This is a genomic window from Oceanicola sp. 22II-s10i (assembly GCF_002210105.1).
Classification (GTDB): domain Bacteria; phylum Pseudomonadota; class Alphaproteobacteria; order Rhodobacterales; family Rhodobacteraceae; genus Pseudooceanicola.
The window spans coordinates 435,255-452,192 of the sequence record NZ_AQQU01000001.1 but is presented as its reverse complement, the minus strand read 5'-3'; the positions used below and the strand labels follow the sequence as shown (position 1 = coordinate 452,192).

18 protein-coding genes and 1 riboswitch are annotated in these 16,938 nt (G+C 66.6%); of the genes, 15 read left to right on the top strand and 3 right to left on the bottom strand.

The window, feature by feature from the left end; translation table 11 throughout:
• Position 1: 1 nt before the first annotated feature.
• Entirely contained in the window at positions 2 to 1,978 is a 1,977-nt protein-coding gene (locus ATO6_RS02350) for a lytic transglycosylase domain-containing protein (protein WP_088622327.1), read from the bottom strand.
• Positions 1,979 to 2,079: 101 nt separating this feature from the next.
• Between ATO6_RS02350 and dapA the strand changes: the two genes are divergently transcribed.
• From dapA to ATO6_RS25385, 3 genes are all read left to right on the top strand, one after another.
• Positions 2,080 to 2,955 carry a 4-hydroxy-tetrahydrodipicolinate synthase gene (gene dapA, locus ATO6_RS02345; protein WP_088622326.1) on the top strand — a complete coding sequence of 292 codons (876 nt, stop codon included), beginning with the start codon at positions 2,080 to 2,082 and terminating at the stop codon, positions 2,953 to 2,955.
• Positions 2,956 to 3,122: 167 nt separating this feature from the next.
• On the top strand, positions 3,123 to 3,797 hold the full coding sequence (locus ATO6_RS02340; RefSeq protein WP_088622325.1) for an FAD-binding oxidoreductase: 675 nt from the start codon (positions 3,123 to 3,125) through the stop codon (positions 3,795 to 3,797).
• A 49-nt stretch (positions 3,798 to 3,846) separates the two neighbouring features.
• Entirely contained in the window at positions 3,847 to 3,981 is a 135-nt protein-coding gene (locus ATO6_RS25385; protein WP_254919047.1) for a hypothetical protein, read from the top strand.
• A 19-nt stretch (positions 3,982 to 4,000) separates the two neighbouring features.
• Here the strand turns inward: ATO6_RS25385 and ATO6_RS02335 are convergent, their stop codons facing one another.
• Positions 4,001 to 4,870, bottom strand: a complete 870-nt coding sequence (locus ATO6_RS02335) for a glycosyltransferase family 2 protein (RefSeq protein ID WP_088622324.1) — start codon at positions 4,868 to 4,870, stop codon at positions 4,001 to 4,003.
• Positions 4,871 to 4,983: 113 nt separating this feature from the next.
• On the opposite strand from ATO6_RS02335, the gene miaB reads away from it, so the two are divergent.
• The 10 genes from miaB (at position 4,984) to ATO6_RS02285 (ending at position 14,035) form a co-directional block, all read left to right on the top strand.
• Positions 4,984 to 6,315, top strand: coding sequence for a tRNA (N6-isopentenyl adenosine(37)-C2)-methylthiotransferase MiaB (miaB, locus tag ATO6_RS02330; protein WP_088622323.1), 1,332 nt, complete (start codon positions 4,984 to 4,986; stop codon positions 6,313 to 6,315).
• 249 nt (positions 6,316 to 6,564) lie between these two features.
• The gene (locus ATO6_RS02325; protein ID WP_088622322.1) at positions 6,565 to 6,927 is read left to right on the top strand and encodes a hypothetical protein; all 363 of its coding nucleotides are present in this window, start codon (positions 6,565 to 6,567) and stop codon (positions 6,925 to 6,927) included.
• A 252-nt stretch (positions 6,928 to 7,179) separates the two neighbouring features.
• On the top strand, positions 7,180 to 7,716 hold the full coding sequence (locus ATO6_RS02320) for an OmpA family protein (protein ID WP_088623375.1): 537 nt from the start codon (positions 7,180 to 7,182) through the stop codon (positions 7,714 to 7,716).
• 12 nt (positions 7,717 to 7,728) lie between these two features.
• Complete coding sequence (locus ATO6_RS02315) at positions 7,729 to 8,073, top strand: hypothetical protein (protein ID WP_088622321.1); 345 nt, start codon at positions 7,729 to 7,731, stop codon at positions 8,071 to 8,073.
• 151 nt (positions 8,074 to 8,224) lie between these two features.
• A complete protein-coding gene (locus ATO6_RS02310; protein ID WP_088622320.1) occupies positions 8,225 to 9,232 on the top strand; it encodes a PhoH family protein in 1,008 nt (335 codons plus the stop codon).
• Between the two features lie 75 nt (positions 9,233 to 9,307).
• Positions 9,308 to 9,808 carry an rRNA maturation RNase YbeY gene (gene ybeY, locus ATO6_RS02305; RefSeq protein ID WP_088623374.1) on the top strand — a complete coding sequence of 167 codons (501 nt, stop codon included), beginning with the start codon at positions 9,308 to 9,310 and terminating at the stop codon, positions 9,806 to 9,808.
• A 39-nt stretch (positions 9,809 to 9,847) separates the two neighbouring features.
• The gene (locus ATO6_RS02300) at positions 9,848 to 10,792 is read left to right on the top strand and encodes a hemolysin family protein (protein WP_088622319.1); all 945 of its coding nucleotides are present in this window, start codon (positions 9,848 to 9,850) and stop codon (positions 10,790 to 10,792) included.
• Complete coding sequence (lnt, locus tag ATO6_RS02295) at positions 10,785 to 12,320, top strand: apolipoprotein N-acyltransferase (protein ID WP_088622318.1); 1,536 nt, start codon at positions 10,785 to 10,787, stop codon at positions 12,318 to 12,320. Before ATO6_RS02300 ends, lnt begins: the two co-directional genes overlap by 8 nt.
• 31 nt (positions 12,321 to 12,351) lie before the next feature.
• Positions 12,352 to 12,400, top strand: a riboswitch (SAM-SAH riboswitch).
• 6 nt (positions 12,401 to 12,406) lie between these two features.
• A complete protein-coding gene (gene metK / locus ATO6_RS02290; protein ID WP_088622317.1) occupies positions 12,407 to 13,588 on the top strand; it encodes a methionine adenosyltransferase in 1,182 nt (393 codons plus the stop codon).
• A gap of 255 nt (positions 13,589 to 13,843) precedes the next feature.
• Entirely contained in the window at positions 13,844 to 14,035 is a 192-nt protein-coding gene (locus ATO6_RS02285; RefSeq protein ID WP_088622316.1) for a hypothetical protein, read from the top strand.
• A 71-nt stretch (positions 14,036 to 14,106) separates the two neighbouring features.
• On the opposite strand, the gene ATO6_RS02280 is transcribed toward ATO6_RS02285, so the two are convergent.
• A complete protein-coding gene (locus ATO6_RS02280; RefSeq protein WP_088622315.1) occupies positions 14,107 to 14,535 on the bottom strand; it encodes a DoxX family protein in 429 nt (142 codons plus the stop codon).
• A 162-nt stretch (positions 14,536 to 14,697) separates the two neighbouring features.
• On the opposite strand from ATO6_RS02280, the gene ATO6_RS02275 reads away from it, so the two are divergent.
• Together ATO6_RS02275 and aroA are read left to right on the top strand one after the other, a co-directional pair.
• On the top strand, positions 14,698 to 15,414 hold the full coding sequence (locus ATO6_RS02275) for a tRNA (guanosine(46)-N(7))-methyltransferase TrmB (protein ID WP_088623373.1): 717 nt from the start codon (positions 14,698 to 14,700) through the stop codon (positions 15,412 to 15,414).
• 165 nt (positions 15,415 to 15,579) lie between these two features.
• Positions 15,580 to 16,932 carry a 3-phosphoshikimate 1-carboxyvinyltransferase gene (aroA, locus tag ATO6_RS02270; protein ID WP_088622314.1) on the top strand — a complete coding sequence of 451 codons (1,353 nt, stop codon included), beginning with the start codon at positions 15,580 to 15,582 and terminating at the stop codon, positions 16,930 to 16,932.
• The last annotated feature ends 6 nt before the right edge of the window (positions 16,933 to 16,938 follow it).

The window sequence follows — 16,938 nt, the reverse complement described above, 5'->3', positions numbered from 1 at the left end:
ATCAGTCCGACGCCAGCAGCAGGGTTCCGCCCTTCAGCTCCTGGCTGAAGGGGACGGGCAGGGGATCCTTGCCCAGCCGGGCGCGGTAGACGGGCAGGCTTTCCGCCACCCGCATCACGTAGTTCCGCGTCTCGTTGAACGGGATATGTTCGACCCAGTCCACCGCGTCCACGACGCGCGAGCGCGGGTCCCCGTAGGCGTCCATCCACTGCAGCGAGCGTCCCGGCCCGGCGTTGTAGCCGGCGGAAACCAGCATCACGTTGCCGTCGAAGCGACGCGCAAGCTGTGCGAGGTAGGCGGACCCGAGAGTCGCGTTATAGCTCCAGTCCTCCCACACGGCGCTGGCCTGATGGACCATTCCGAGGTTGCGGGCGACTTCGCGGGCGGTGCCGGGCATCAGCTGCATCAGCCCGCCCGCGCCGACCTGGCTGGTCACGCGCGCGTCGAATTCGCTTTCGCGCCGGGCGATGGTCAGCGCGAGTTCGGCGGGCACTGGCAGCGTCATCTCGCGCATCGGGTGCAGGGCATAGTAATGGCGCGACAGCACGATGTTGCGCTGCGCGGCCTGCTTGCCCAGCATCACCTCCAGGTGGGTCTCGCCCAGTTCCTCGAACATGCCGCCCAGCAGGCCGAGCTCGGGCCGTTCCAGCGTATCGGCCAGTTGCATGAAGAACCGTTCGGCCAGGCTGGCCTGACCGGCGGCCAGCAGCAGCATTCCCGCTTCGCGCAGGTCGGACCGGGCCAGCGGCGACTGCCGCCAATCGCCGAATGTCTCGGTTCCGGCAAGTTCCTTGTCGAAGGCCACGCCCGCCTTTTCGGCGGCCAGCAGCCCGTAAAAGCTGGTCTGATGCTTTGCGCCGTCGCGATAGGCGGCCTTTGCCGTTTCGAGATCGCCTTCTGCCTCATAGGCGCGGCCCAGCCAGTAATAGCCCCGGCCGAGCGAGATCGGGGTCTCAACGGCGGTCAGGAAGCGTGAGAAGTGGATCAGCGCCGTCTCGGGCGCGTTCAGCTTGCGCAGGGCGATATAGCCCGACAGCCATTCGAGATCCGCGAAGTCGGATCCGGTCGTCAGCTGGTGCTGCGACGCGAGGCGATAGGCCTCTTCCGCCTTGCCGGCGCGCATCGCCTCACGCGCGAAGCCGCGGCGGCGGCCGGCCCATTCCTCGGCCAGACCCAGCCCGCCGGGGATCGCGCTGCGTTCCAGCAGCAGTTCCTTGGCGCCGTCGTCCAGCCCCTTGCGCGCGCGCCAGTAGAAGCGGTCGTAGGCGAGGCCCGCGTCCTGCTTCTGCGCGTCGGTCAGACCCTCGATACGCTCGTCCAGACCAGGTTCGTCGCGCTGGATGGCCAGCCGGGTCTCGGCAAGCTTCCAGTCCTGCGCGCTGACCAGCCCGCGCATCCGATCGGCATCGTCCCGCAGACGCCGCCAGAGCGCCATGTCGAGCCGCGCGGTGTGATGCGCCTTCAGCAACGCGCCGTATTGTTCAAGGAAGCGGGCGTGTTCGTCGAGGCTCAGCTCCATGCTGCGCCACGCCAGCACGATGCCGGCCTGCGCCTCGCCGCGTTCGCCCGCCCGTTCCAGCGCGCCGGCGTGGATCAGCACGCCCGACCCGGTCTGCGGCGGATTATCGGTGAAGTATTTCAGAACCTCGGCGTCGCTGGCGGCGGCGAGCGCATGCTCCCCGCGCTTTCGCAGGTAGTCGAGGCCGGGCCAGTCGGGATGGGTGTCGACGAAGCTCTGGACCTCTTCCAGCGTGCCCTCGCCCGAGCGCAGACGGTGCCATTCGATGACGTCCCGCGCCACCTGCCCGTCGCGGGCGGCAAGCTCCAGCGCGCGGTCCCAAGCGCCGCGATCTGCGGCGTGCAGGGCGCTCGACAGCGGGCGGGGCGGGGTCCGTGCGAGGTCGGCCCCGACAGCCGGTACGGCTGCGAGGACCGCAATCGCCATCACGGCGATGTTGCGACGGAACTTTGCTTGCATTTTCTGCGGCAACTCTGGATAGACAGCCTCTAGGATAAACCGATGCCCCCATGTCTCAACTCACAAAATCGGCAGGGGGTGTTACACGAAAGGAGCGTGCCATGTTCAGGGGATCCCTTCCCGCCCTCGTCACGCCGTTCAAGAACGGCGCAGTGGACTGGGACACGCTCAAGAAACTCGTGGACTGGCACATCGAGCAGGGCTCGAACGGGCTGGTGCCGGTCGGCACCACGGGCGAAAGCCCGACGCTGAGCCATGCCGAGCATGACGCCGTCGTCGCCTGCGTGGTCGAACAGGCCGCGGGCCGCGTGCCGGTCATCGCGGGCGCCGGGTCGAATTCGACGGTCGAGGGCATTCGCCTGATCCAGCAGGCCGAAAAGGCCGGTGCCGATGCGGCGCTGGTGGTGACGCCCTATTACAACAAGCCCACGCAGGGCGGGCTCTATGCCCATTTCAAGGCGATGCATGACGCCTGCGATCTGCCGATCATCATCTACAACATCCCGCCGCGCTCGGTCGTCGACATGAGTGTCGAGACCATGGGCGAACTGGCCAAGCTGCCCCGGATCGTGGGCGTCAAGGACGCGACGGCGAAACTGGACCGCGTCAGCCTGCAGCGGGCGGCCTGCGGCAAGGATTTCATCCAGCTCTCTGGCGAGGACGGGACGGCGCTGGCCTTCAACGCGCATGGCGGTGTCGGCTGCATCTCGGTCACCGCGAACGTGGCGCCGAAACTCTGTTCCGAGTTCCAGGCGGCCACGCTGGCCGGGGATTACGCGACCGCGCTGGACTACCAGGACCGTCTGATGCCGCTGCACGAGGCGATCTTCATCGAGCCCGGTCTGGTCGGCGTGAAGTTCGCGATGTCCGAACTTGGCCTGTGTTCGGACGAGGTGCGCCTGCCGCTGGTCGGTCTGCAGGACAGCACCAAGGCGCGGCTGCGTGCGGCGATGCGCCATGCCGGTCTGCTGAACTGAACCGGGCGTGACCTGAAGGTGCGCCTGCGGCGCGCGCCTTTGCCTGTCTGCTGACGAGGGGGCTTTGCCCCCTCGAACTCCCCCAAAGTATTTGAAACCAGAAGAAGCAGGGGGAACCTGTGCGGGGTGTCCAGACTTGTGCCTTTCGAACGGAAGGAGCACCGGACATGACCCATACGCTTACCCTGAAAACCATAGAGCCGGTCACGCCGGACACCTATCACCTGGTCTTTGACCGGCCCAAGTCGCTGAGTTTTCAGCCGGGGCAGGGTGTCGACCTGGCACTGGACCGCGACGGCTGGCGCGACGAGGCGCGGCCCTTCACCCCGGTCAGCCTGCCGGACGAGCCAACGCTGGACTTCGTCATCAAGTCCTATCCCGATCATGACGGCGTCACCAAGCGGATCGCCCGGATGGAACCGGGCGACCGGGTGGTGATCGACGACCCATGGGGCGCGATCCGCGACGAAGGGCCGGGTGTGTTCATCGCGGGCGGCGCGGGTGTCACGCCGTTCATCGCCATCCTGCGGCAGCGGCTGGCGGACGAGGGGACACTGGAGGGCTGCAGGCTGATCTTCTCCAACGCGACCGAGGCGGACATCATCCTGCGCGACGAGTTCGAGGACATGGACGGCCTGGAGTGCGTGTTCACCGTCACGGACCAGCCCGATGCCGGGGTGGAGACCAGCCGAATCGACCGGGACTTCCTTGAGCGGCATGTCGAGCCGGACGAGGGCGTGTTCTACGTCTGCGGTCCGGACGAGATGATCGAGGACGTGGTGGCGGCACTCCGCGCGCTCGGCGTAGAAGATGAGCGGATCGTTACCGAGGACTTCGATTGACCTGAATTTTGTCTCACGCCCGCCCGCATTTTGTTGTTAGACTCAGCCTATGGCAGAGTTGAATTTCAAGAGCAGGAAACGATCCTCGGGCGGGATGGGCAAGGCGCCGAAGATGGCGCTGCGGCTGATCCTTGGAGGAATCGCGATAGCGGGCGTGATGATCCGCCTCGAACTGGGCGCCTGAACGGGCGCCCGGACCCCGGTCAGAACCACTGGCCCGGCTCCATCAGGCCGAGGTCAAGCAACTGACGCGAGTGCCATTCGAACGGCTCCGAGTTGTACCACTTGAACGTGTCGATGTCGAAGCGCGACCCCGGATTCCGCCGGAGCGCCTTGGCCGTCCGGAATGAACAGACCGCCGCCGTCAGGTTGTGGTGCCACGGGCAGGCGTAGGTGTTGTATTCCTGATCGTTGAAGAGGTGCCCCGGCAGCAGCCTTAGCCCAGGCTTGGCACGGAAAAGCGAGATCCGGTCGATCTTGCGCAGGGCCGCGGGCACGTGTTCCTCGAACCGCCAGCGCAGGCCGCCGAAGAAATTCAGCTGGCGTTCGCGGGGGTAGTTCTTGTTCTCGGGATCCGGGCGGGCCAGCGCGTAGTAGCCGGACCGGTCGAGATGCGCGTCCTCGAGCGACACGGCATCGGGATGGCGGCCGAGGTCACCGGCGTAGAGGTCGACCACGTAGGTCAGCATCGCGTCGCGCCGTTCCTCGGTGTGGAAGGTCAGCATCTCGCCCACTGTCCGGGATTCGCAGAACGGGTGAAACAGGAACTCGGCGTTGTAGCAGTAGTAGAGCCACCGCCCCGGCGCGGCGTCGATCACGGCATTCACCGCTTCTTCCATCGCGCCTTCGCGGGTCATGTCGTAGCGCACGCGCCAGCACAGGTCGACAATATCCGCGGGAAGGTCCCAGGCGTCGGGCATGAAGACCACCGTGCTGGCGAAGCCTGCCACGCGGTGGTGGCGGATGGTGGCGGCCAGTTCGACCTCGTCCTCGGCAAAGATCAGGGCGATCGGACCCTTGGCCAGGGCGGCCGATCCGTTGCGCAGGAAATCGGTGAGCGAGGTGAAATGCATCGGCGGCGGTCCGTGGAAAGTCGGGCCAGAGTCGCCCGGCTGCCTGCGCATTGCAAGGGGGGGCGGTTCCGGTGTAGGTCAGCGCCCTGTATCCGAGGCCGGAGGCGCAGCACATGGGCGAACAGACGGGCGATCCCAAGAAGCTCTACATCAGGACCTATGGCTGTCAGATGAACGTCTACGACAGCGAGCGCATGGCCGAGGCCCTGGGCGGCAACGGCTATGTCGAGGTCGCGTCGGCGGACGAGGCCGACATGATCCTGCTGAACACCTGCCACATTCGCGAGAAGGCGGCCGAGAAGGTCTATTCCGACCTCGGGCGGCTCAAGGGGCTGAAGGCGGCCAAGCCGGACCTCAAGATCGGCGTCGCGGGCTGTGTCGCGCAGGCCGAGGGCGCCGAGATCATCGCGCGCCAGCCGATGGTGGACCTGGTCGTCGGGCCGCAGAGCTATCACCGCCTGCCCGAGATGGAGCGCGCCGCCGGGACGACCAAGGTGGTCGACACCGATTTCCCGGAAGAGGACAAGTTCGAGCGGCTGAAGCGGCGCCCCAAGGCGCAGCGCGGGCCGACCGCCTTCCTGACCGTGCAGGAGGGCTGTGACAAGTTCTGCGCCTTCTGCGTGGTGCCCTACACCCGTGGCGCCGAGGTCAGCCGCCCCGCGGCGCGGATCATCGACGAGGCGCGCGATCTGGTCGAGCGTGGCGTGCGCGAGATCACCCTGCTGGGTCAGAACGTCAACGCCTACCACGGTGCGGGCCCCGATGGGGGGGACTGGAGCCTCGCGCGGCTTATCCGGGCGCTGAGCGATGTCGACGGGCTGGAGCGCATCCGTTTCACGACCAGCCATCCCAACGACATGGACGACGACCTGATCGCCGCCCATGGCGACTGCGCCAAGCTGATGCCCTACCTGCACCTGCCGGTGCAATCGGGCAGCGACCGGATCCTCAAGCGGATGAACCGGCAGCACACGGCGGAAAGCTATCTGCGCCTGATCGAGCGTATCCGCACGGCACGCCCCGATATCCTGATCTCGGGCGATTTCATCGTCGGTTTCCCGGAAGAGACCGAAGCCGACTTCCGCGACACGCTGGCGCTGATCGAGGCGGTGAACTACGGCCATGCGTTCAGCTTCAAGTATTCGCCGCGCCCCGGCACCCCGGCGGCGGAACGCGCGCAGGTCGATCCGGCCGAGGCGGACGCGCGTCTGCAACGTCTTCAGGCCCTGCTGACCCGTCAGCAGCGTGCGGTTCAGGACGCGATGATCGGGCGCGAGGTCGGTGTCCTGTTCGAAAAGGCGGGCCGCGAAACGGGGCAGATGGTGGGCAAGTCAGACCACCTGCATTCCGTGTTCTGCGAGGCGCCGGGGATCGTGCCCGGCGACATGCGCCGCGTCCGAATCGTTTCCAGTGCGCCGAATTCCCTGGCCGGCGAAATCCTCTGACCGAATGCCCTAGCGGTTTCAAATCAGGCGATTTCTGGGCAGCAATGGGTTTTGAAACGGGCATGATTGGGCCGTCCGGTTGGCTTTGTTTCGGCTGCCGGGACAATGCCGGAATCCATTTGGAGACTGGCCCCGCCAAAACATATTATGAGCCATGCACCGGCTGCCCCGTGCCGCCATTCAGAATTCCAGGCCGATCCCGTGCGGGTCCGGGCGGCCAGAGGCTCAAGAAATACCGAGAGGACAGTCATGAAAAAACTTCTGCTTGCCGCCGCGTGTCTGGCCGGCTTTGCCGCCCCGGCAGCCGCACACGGGAACAAGGTCTACAAGTACACCTACCAGACGCACACCATCGTGGTCAGCTGCTTCCGCGGCCCGTGGAAAGAGGTGATCTGGGACCGTCCCAACTCGGTCTTCGTCGAGTCGCTGGTCGAGGTCGGCTATGACTATCCCTCCGCCCATGCCATCGCGGAACGCATCTGCCGCGACGACCGTCTCGTCGGCAACCCGGACGGGCTGAAGTCGACGATGGAGAAGATCTTCTACGAGTCTCCGGAATACCGCAGCCACTTCCACAAGAATTCGCTGCACAAGCACGTCAAGAAATACTGACATCCCGCCGGCTTCGCCGGCAGGGAAAGATCGAGGCGCGCCGGCGCGACCGGGGCGCCTCTTTGCATTTCGGGACGGGCGTGGAAAATAGCGCTCTATCCACAGCAAATCCACCATATCTGGTAAAACGAGCTTCACTTTGTGGTCATTCCCGGTAAGGTAGCTATCGGGACAATCCGGGCGCGCGACTGCATTACAGCCGCACCGCCCAAACGACAAAGGATGAGGGACGTGGCCAACCTGTTCACAACGATGATCGCGCGTTGCGGGGGGGCGGCCGTTGCCGCGGCCATCGCGGCGCTCAGCCTCGCGACGCCCGCCGCCGCGCAGAGCGAACCCTACGTGCCGACCATCTGGGTCGACCCGGACGGGTGCGAACACTGGGCGATGGACGACGGGGCCGAAGGCTACATGACCCCGCACGTCACCCGGCAGGGCATCCCGGTCTGCCGCCGCGGGAATGTCTGCGGCGTGATGAATTCCGACCAGTTCTTCGCGACCGACAAGTGGTACATTTCGCCCGCCAACCAGGACCGCCTGCGCCAGTTCTTCCGCAGCGCCTCGGCCTCGGCCTTCATCATCGCGGGCCACACCGACAGCCGCGCCAGCGACGAATACAACATGCGCCTCAGCTACAACCGGGCCAACGCGGTGGCCAAGGTCGCCAAGTCCGTCGGCGCCCATATCTCGGACGTCCGCGGCTATGGCGAGCGGATGCCCGCCGCCCCGAACCGCACCGCCGCCGGCATGGCCAAGAACCGCCGCGTCGAAATCATCTGCATCCGCTGAGAGGACCTCAGAATGACCTTCTTCAAGATCACTGCCGGCCTCTCGCTCGTCGCGGGCCTCGCCGCCTGCGGCCACCCGTCGAACGTGCCGGGCGACAAGAGCATGGACTACGGCATCAATTCCCACCACCTCAGCACCATGAAGGCCGGCATCTGGGTCGATCCGAACGGCTGCGACCACTGGATCATCGACGACGGCCTCGAAGGCTACCTGTCCGCCCGTCTCGATCCCTACGGCAAGCCGGTCTGCTCGGGCACCGCGGGCGCGCCGAACACGGCCAACGGGCCGTTCAAGAAGGGTTCGCCGATCCCCGACCCGGCACGCAGCATCAACAACCAGCCGATCGGCAACACGTGACCGCCGGTCGGATCATAACCGCACAGACCCGTGCCGCAGGCGATCATGCCTGCGGCACTTTTCTTTCCGTCAGGCGTTGTCACACTGAATTGCCTTGCGTGACAGGCCCCGCCTTGGCACCCTGAAACCACGACCCAAGCAGGAGACGTTATTGGCCACCACAGTGCTGCCCCCGCCCGCCGACGACACCCCGCTCACCGAGGTATCGGTCGACTTCCCGGATAATTACCTTCTGATCGCGCTCTGCGGGGAATACGACCGCAACCTGGCGGAGATCGAACAGAAGCTCTCGGTCCAGATACTCAGGCGCGGCAACCATCTGGTTGTCATAGGTGAAAAGGACGGGGCGGATCAGGCGCTGGCGCTGCTGAAATCGCTCTACGCCCGGCTGGAGGCGGGGCGAGAGGTCGGGCTGGCCGACATTGACCGCGAACTCAGGATGGCCGATCCCCGGCCGGCGCGGCCCTCGCGAGACGGCAACCAGTTCGAGATGTTCGGCGACGGCCCGGTCGAGATCAAGACCCGCAAGAAGATGGTCGAACCGCGCACCGACGCGCAGAAGGCCTATGTGCGGAACCTATTCCAGAACGAACTCGCCTTCGGCATCGGCCCGGCGGGCACCGGCAAGACCTACCTCGCCGTGGCGGTCGGCGTGTCGATGTTCATCGACGGGCTGGTCGACCGGATCATCCTCAGCCGCCCGGCGGTCGAGGCGGGCGAAAAGCTCGGCTACCTGCCCGGCGACATGAAGGAAAAGGTCGACCCCTACATGCAGCCGCTCTACGACGCGCTGAACGACTTCCTGCCCGCCAAGCAGCTGCAGAAGATGTACGAGGAAAAGCGTATCGAGATCGCGCCGCTGGCCTTCATGCGCGGCCGGACCCTGGCCAATGCCTTCGTTGTGCTGGACGAGGCGCAGAACGCCACGACCATGCAGATGAAGATGTTCCTGACCCGCCTCGGCGAAGGCTCGCGCATGGTCATCACCGGCGACCGGACCCAGGTTGACCTGCCGCGCGGCATGCCGTCCGGCCTCGCCGATGCCGAGCGCATCCTGAAGGACGTGAAGGGCATCTCCTTCAACTACTTCACCGCCAAGGACGTTGTGCGCCACCCCCTTGTCGCGGCCATCATCGAGGCCTACGACGCGGACCAGTAGCGGGGTCCCCTGCTTCTTCTGGTTCCAAATACTTCCGGGGGTCCGGGGGCAGGCAGCCCCCGGTGCGCGATGTCCATGCTGACCGACGTGATGATCGAAGACGACCGCTGGCACGAAACCGGCCTAGAGGCGCTGTCGGAAAGGGCGGCCCGCGCCGCGCTGAGCCACCTCGGCCTCGACCCCGACGACCACGAGATCGCGATCCTCGCCTGCGACGACGCCCGGATCGCCACGCTGAATGCGGAGTTCCGCGGCAAGCCCACCCCCACCAACGTCCTGTCCTGGCCGTCCGAAGACCGCGCCGCCGACACGCCTGGTGCGACGCCACGTCTGCCCGAGGCCGGCGCGTCAGGGCCGGACGAGGAACTGGGCGACATCGCCATCGCATGGGACACCTGCGCGCGCGAAGCGGTGGACGGCGGTAAACCGCTGGCCGATCACGTCACGCACCTGATCGTTCACGCGACGTTGCATCTTCTGGGCTATGATCACGAAAATGACGCAGATGCCGAATTGATGGAAAATCTGGAGTCGACCATACTTGTCGACATGGGCCTTCCGGACCCATATGCTTGAGTGGCGGGCGTTTCGGCCCGGCCCCACTGGAAAGGAACGATGGGCGACACGACCGACGGGTCTTTGACCGCAGCGCAGGGCGCGCTGCCGCAAGGCCAGACCAGAACCGCGGCGCAGCCGCAGGCCCCGGCGCAGACGACGCAGCCGGTGCCCGCACCCCGCCGGGGACTTCTCTCCCGCCTCTTCGCGCGCCGGTCCGAACCGGCGCAGCCGGTCCAGACCAGCAGCACGCCCGCGGCCCCCGCGCCGCGTCCCACGACGCATGGCATGGTCAACCTCCGCCGCATGCGGGTCGAGGATGTCTCGATTCCCAAGGCGGAAATCGTGGCCGTGCCCTCGACCATCACCCGTGACGATCTGGTCAAGGTCTTCCGCGAAAGTGGCATGACCCGCGTCCCGGTCTACCAGGGCACGCTCGACACGCCGATCGGCTTCGTCCACCTCAAGGATTTCGCGCTCAAGCACGGGTTCAACGGCTCGGGCGGGCGCTATTCGCTGCGCGCGCTGCTGCGGCCGCTGGTTTTCGTGCCGCCGTCCATGCCGATCGGGGTGCTGCTGCAGAAGATGCAGCAGGAACGCCGTCATATGGCGCTTGTGATCGACGAATACGGCGGGGTGGATGGCCTGGTGACGATCGAGGACCTGATCGAACAGGTCATCGGCCAGATCGAGGACGAACACGACGTCGAGGAAGATGCGCTCTGGACGCGCGAGAAATCCGGCGCATGGCTGGTGCTCGCCAAGGCCCCGCTCGAGGAGTTCGAGGCCGAAACCGGCGTCTCCCTGACAGACCATGACGACGTGGACGAGGAAGAGATCGACACGCTGGGCGGCCTCGTCTTCATGCTGTCGGGCCGCGTTCCCGCGCGGGGCGAGGTGGTGGAGCATCCGGCGGGCCACGAGTTCGAGGTCATCGACGCCGATCCCCGCCGCATCAAGCGCCTGCGCGTGCGTCTGGCCGAGCCCGAAACCGTCGATGCCTGACACCAAAGGGACCGGCGACGGTCCGGTCCCGACCCGTGGTGCCGTCCGGCGACGGCTCGGCCTCGCCGCCCTTGCCGGGGCGGTGGCCGCGACCGGCCTCGCGCCATTCGACCTCTGGCCGCTCGGCCTTGTGGGTTTCGCGGGTCTGTTCCTTCTCCTTGATCGAACTTCCGATGCCCGTCAGGCGGGCTGGACGGCATGGGCCGCCGCGACCGGGTATTTCCTGATCGCGCTGCACTGGATCGTGGAGCCGTTCCTCGTCGACGTGGCCCGTCACGGCTGGATGGCGCCCTTCGCGTTGATCCTGATGGCGGGCGGATTGGCCCTGTTCTGGGGGGCGGGCGCCGCCATTGCCGCTTGGGCCGTGCCCGCCCGCCGCTGGCGCACGGTCGCGCTGGTCGCCGGTCTGACGCTGGCCGAGGTCGCGCGCGGCATCGTCTTCACCGGCTTTCCATGGGCCAGCGCCGGGCACATCCTGATCGCCTCGCCGCTGATCCATCTGGCCGCATGGACCGGGCCGGACGGACTGACCCTGCTGGTCTTCGGCTTTGCCGCCGCCTTGTCCCGCGTGCCGACAGGTCCGCTTCGGGCGGGTCTGCCAGTCGCACTGTCCGGCGCGGGCCTGCTGATCGCCGCACCGTTCCTCGCCAGCCAGCCGCCCGAAACCGCTGCCGACGCACCGGTGATCCGCCTGATGCAACCGAACGCCCCGCAGCACGAAAAGTGGGATCCCCGCATGATCCCCGTGTTCCTCGGGCGGATGCTGGACTACGCCGAAGCCTCGCCACAGGTCGCGTTGCAGATCTGGCCCGAAACCTCGGTTCCCAGCTATCTCGGCGAGGACGATCGCCTGATGCAGGTGATCGCCGCACAGGCCGGTGGCGCGGCCAGCGTGCTGGGGATCGAGCGGCGCGACATGGGCCGCTATTACAACAGCCTCGCCGTCCTCGGCCCGGATGCCGTGGTCACCGAGGTCTACGACAAGCATCACCTCGTTCCGTTCGGTGAATACCTGCCCATGGGCGCACTGCTGACCCGGCTGGGGCTCAGCCCGATGGTCGACCGTTTCGGCGGGTTCTCGGCCGGACCGGGGCCGCAGATCATCGACCTCGGCCCGGTCGGCACCGCGCTGCCGCTGATCTGCTACGAGGCGGTCTTTCCCCGCGACACCGTCATCGCGGGCGCGCGCCCGGACATGCTGCTGCAGATTACCAATGACGCGTGGTTCGGCACCTTTTCCGGCCCTTACCAGCATCTGGCACAGGCGCGCCTCAGGGCGGTCGAACAGGGGCTGCCCCTGATCCGCGTGGCCAATACCGGAATCTCCGCAGCCATCGCGGCAGACGGCACCGTGCTGGGGTCGATTCCACTGGGCGAAACCGGCTTTCTGGACATTCCGCGGCCCGAGCCCGCACTATCCACGTTCTTCGCCCAAACCGGACCCTGGCCGATGCGATTTGTGGCTCTTGCGTTGCTATTCATGGCCTTTTTAGGGGCGGGACGCCGGGTCAGGCGCCGGGGGCATTGACCCCCAACCCCCTGCCGTCTACCAAAATCCGATCCTGTCACAACGGCTTCCTGGCGTGGCGGGCTAAACTCAATGGAGCGCTTTTCATGACACGCAAGAACTACATTTTCACCTCGGAATCCGTTTCCGAGGGTCACCCGGACAAGGTCTGCGACCGCATTTCCGACGCCATCCTCGACGCCCTGCTGACCGAGGAGCCACAGGCCCGCGTCGCCTGCGAGACCTTTGCCACCACCAACCGTGTCGTGATCGGCGGTGAGATTGGACTGGCGGACCAGTCCAAGCTGTCCGAGATGCAGGACCGCATCGACAGCATCGCCCGCGACTGCATCCGGGACATCGGATACGAGCAGGACAAGTTCCATTGGAACTCGGTCGAGATCACAAACCTGCTGCACGAACAGTCCGCGCATATCGCGCAGGGCGTCGATGCCCGCGACAACAAGGACGAGGGCGCGGGCGATCAGGGCATCATGTTCGGCTACGCCACGACCGAGACGGACGCGCTGATGCCCGCGCCGATCCAGTTCGCACACGCGATCCTCAAGCGCCTCGCCGAGGCCCGCAAGAGCGGCGAGGAGCCGACCCTGCGCCCCGACGCCAAGAGCCAGGTCTCGCTGCGCTACGAAAACGGCCAGCCGGTCGAGGTGACGCAGCTGGTGCTGTCGACCCAGCATTCGGACGAGGACCAGACCAGCGAGGACATCCGCGCGATCGTCGAGCCCTATATCCGGCAGGTCATCCCCGATGGCTGGCTGACCGACAAGACCGAATGGTGGGTGAACCCGACCGGCAAGTTCGTCATCGGCGGTCCGGACGGAGACGCGGGCCTGACCGGGCGCAAGATCATCGTGGACACCTACGGCGGCGCGGCCCCGCATGGCGGCGGCGCGTTCTCGGGCAAGGATCCGACCAAGGTCGACCGCTCGGCCGCCTATGCCGCGCGCTACCTTGCCAAGAACGTCGTCGCGGCGGGCATGGCCGAGAAGTGCACGATCCAGCTGTCCTACGCGATCGGCATCTCCAAGCCGCTGTCGATCTATGCCGACACCTATGGCACCGGGAAGGTGGACGAGGCCGAGATCGAAAAGGCCGTCGCACGTGTCATGGACCTGACCCCGCGCGGCATCCGCGAACATCTGCAGCTGAACAAGCCGATCTACCAGCGGACCGCCGCCTATGGCCACTTCGGTCGGTCGCCCGACGCGGATGGCGGATTCAGCTGGGAACAGACCGATCTGGTCGAGGCGCTGAAAAAGGCTGTCTGACCCTGTGGGGTCATGACAGACGCCTGTTTTACGGCATCGAAATGCAAGGCCGCGCGGATCAGACCGGGCGGCCTTGCTGATTCCGGGCCCCGACATTGGCCGTGTCAGAGTTCATGCGGGGCGCAAATGCATGACGGCATCAATCATATGATCAGCGCATCCATTTGAAAAGAAACACAAAAAGCTTGATTCCCGGAGCATGTTCAGGCGAATTTGCCCGTCACGCAGACTTCGGGAATCGGGAGGAGGATGGGGATGTTTGTGACCAGCAAGAGCCATGAGTCGTCGGATACTCATGCCATCGGGAATACGCAGCAGATACTGCTGTCCTGCGCGCGCCAGTTGCGGCGCGAGCCGACGCCCGAAACGCTGACCCTTGTCGCTGAGATGCTGGAGCGAACGGCAGTCGACCTGACAACCGGGATCCGGGGCACCCGCGTCGGATAAGACGTGAGCAGCAATGAAAACGGCGGGCAGAAACCTCTGCCCGCCGTTTCCATGTCCGGAGTGTGCTGCGATCAGGCCGCGACCGGGGCGGCCTCGCGGTTGACCGACACGGCACCGGCGCCGAGCGCGACGATCATCAGCAGGCCACCGGCGATCGACACGTTCTTCATGAAGCCGATCATCTGCATCTGTGCCTCCATCCCTTCGGCGGCGAGGCCGGGGATCAGGTGGAACAGCAGGCCGGACAGCAGCGAGAAGCCGGCCAGCAGGACGGCGGCGATACGGGCCTGCCAGCCGATCAGCAGGGCGATGCCGCCGACGAGTTCGACGAGGATCACCAGCGGCAGCAGCGCGCCGGGGACGCCCATGGCCTCCATGTAGCCCTGGGTGCCTGCATAGCCGGTGATCTTCTGGAAGCCGGAAACGATGAAGATGAGTGCGAGCAGCGCGCGGCCTGCGGGGGCAGCGATCTGGCGGATGGTGGAATCGAGCGTGGTCATGGGTCTGTCCGTGTTCGTGAGTGAGTGATTATTCTTGCGGCGGTATATGCTCCTGCAGCCCCTCGCGCACAATTATCGAAAAATCCGCAGGATCTGTGCGAATGCGCGCATGAGCGCCGCCGCCGCTTGCCGGTGCCCGCGCCCGGCGGTAACAGCGCGGCCATGAGCACGGACAAGCATCCCACGGGCGCCCCATGGCGCAATTTCTACGGACGGCTGAAGGGCAAGAGCCTGCGGCGGTCGCAGGAAACCTATATCGACGAGGACCTCGCGGCGCTGGCGCCGGGGCCGGTCGGCTGGGAGGAGAACCCGGATCGCACGCCGCTCGACCTCGGCACGCTGTTCGGCGGGCGGGACGTCTGGCTGGAGATCGGGTTCGGCGGCGGCGAACACGTCGTGCATCAGGCCGCCACGAACCCGCAGGTCGGGATCATCGGCTGCGAGCCCTACATCAACGGCGTGGCCATGCTGCTCGGCAAGATCCGGCAGGCGGGGGTGGAGAACCTGCGCGTGCATCCGGGTGACGTGCGCGACCTGTTCGATGTCGTCCCGGACGGGAGCCTGTCCAAGGCGTTCCTGCTCTATCCGGACCCATGGCCCAAGAAGAGGCATCACCGCCGCCGTTTCGTGACGCCGGAATACCTCGAGCCGCTGGCGCGCAAGCTGAAGCCGGGCGCCGAGTTCCGGGTGGCCACGGACATTCCCGACTACGTCCGCCAGACGCTGGAAGAGGTGCCGGGGCAGGGTTTCACATGGCTGGCCGAAGGCCCGCGCGACTGGCGCGAGCCATGGGGCGACTGGCTGTCGACGCGCTATGAGCAGAAGGCGCTGCGCGAGGGGCGGGTGCCGCATTACCTGACGTTCCGGCGGGACGGCTGACCGGCCCTCCGGGGGCAAAGGGCACATCAAAAAATCTTCGGTGGACGTTTCCAGCCGTGAACGGGCAAAGCCCATTTGCCTGGCCGGATGAAACAGGGGATCGCGCGATGGACGGTCGGCGCGGCCTGCGGTATCTGGCGGTTCAGGTTTTGAGGGAGGCCGCGGATGAGCGCGCATGGTGAACCGGTTCCGATGACGGCCCGCAAGGGCGCGGCGCTGAAAGGCGTGGCGAACGTGCCGGGCGACAAGTCGATCAGCCACCGGGCGCTGATCCTTGGCGCGCTGTCGGTCGGCGAGACGGCGATCACCGGCCTTCTGGAAGGGCAGGACGTTCTGGACACGGCCAAGGCGATGCGTGCTTTCGGGGCCGAGGTCGAACATCTCGGGCCGGGCGAATGGCGCGTGCATGGCGTGGGCGTCGGCGGTTTCGCCGAACCGGATGCCGTCATCGACTGCGGTAACTCGGGCACCGGCGTCCGGCTGATCATGGGCTGTATGGCGACCTCGCCGATCACCGCGACATTCACCGGCGACGCTAGCCTGAACGGGCGGCCGATGGCGCGGGTCACCGACCCGCTGGCGCTGTTCGGCACGCGGGCCTACGGGCGAAGGGGCGGGCGGCTGCCGATGACCATCGTCGGCGCCGAGAACCCTGTGCCGGTGCGCTACAAGACGCCCGTTCCCTCGGCCCAGGTGAAAAGCGCCGTCCTGCTGGCCGGGCTGAACGCGCCGGGCGAGACCGTGGTGATCGAGCGCGAGGCGACGCGCGACCATTCCGAACGGATGCTGCGCGGCTTCGGCGCCGAGCTGAGCGTCGAGGACAGCCCCGATGGCCGGGTCATCACGCTCAAGGGCCAGCCGGAACTGACGGGCCAGACGGTCGACGTGCCCCGCGATCCCTCCAGCGCGGCCTTCCCGGTCTGCGCGGCGCTGATCACCGAAGGCTCGGACGTGCTGGTGCCCAACATCGGGCTGAACCCGACGCGCGCGGGGCTCTACGAGACGCTGCGCGACATGGGGGCCGACCTGACCTATGAGAACCCGCGCGAGGAAGGCGGCGAGCCGGTGGCGGACCTGCGCGCCCGGTTCTCGCCCGAGATGAAGGGCATCGAGGTGCCGGCCGAACGCGCGGCGAGCATGATCGACGAATACCCGGTGCTGTCGGTCGTCGCGGCCTTTGCCGAGGGGCGGACCCACATGCCCGGCGTGAAGGAGCTGCGCGTCAAGGAAAGCGACCGCATCGACGCGATGGCCAAGGGCCTGCGCGCCTGCGGCGTGACGGTTGAGGAAGGCGAGGACTGGTGGACGGTCGAGGGGCGCGGCCCCGGCGGCGTGACGGGCGGTGCGACGGTGGAAAGCCGGCTGGATCACCGGATCGCGATGTCCTTCCTGTGCCTCGGGCTGGCGACGCAGAAGCCGGTGGCGGTTGACGACGGCGGGCCGATCGCCACCTCGTTCCCGGTTTTCGAGGGCCTGATGGCCGGACTCGGGGCGTCTATCACCCGCACCAACCGCTGAGGCACC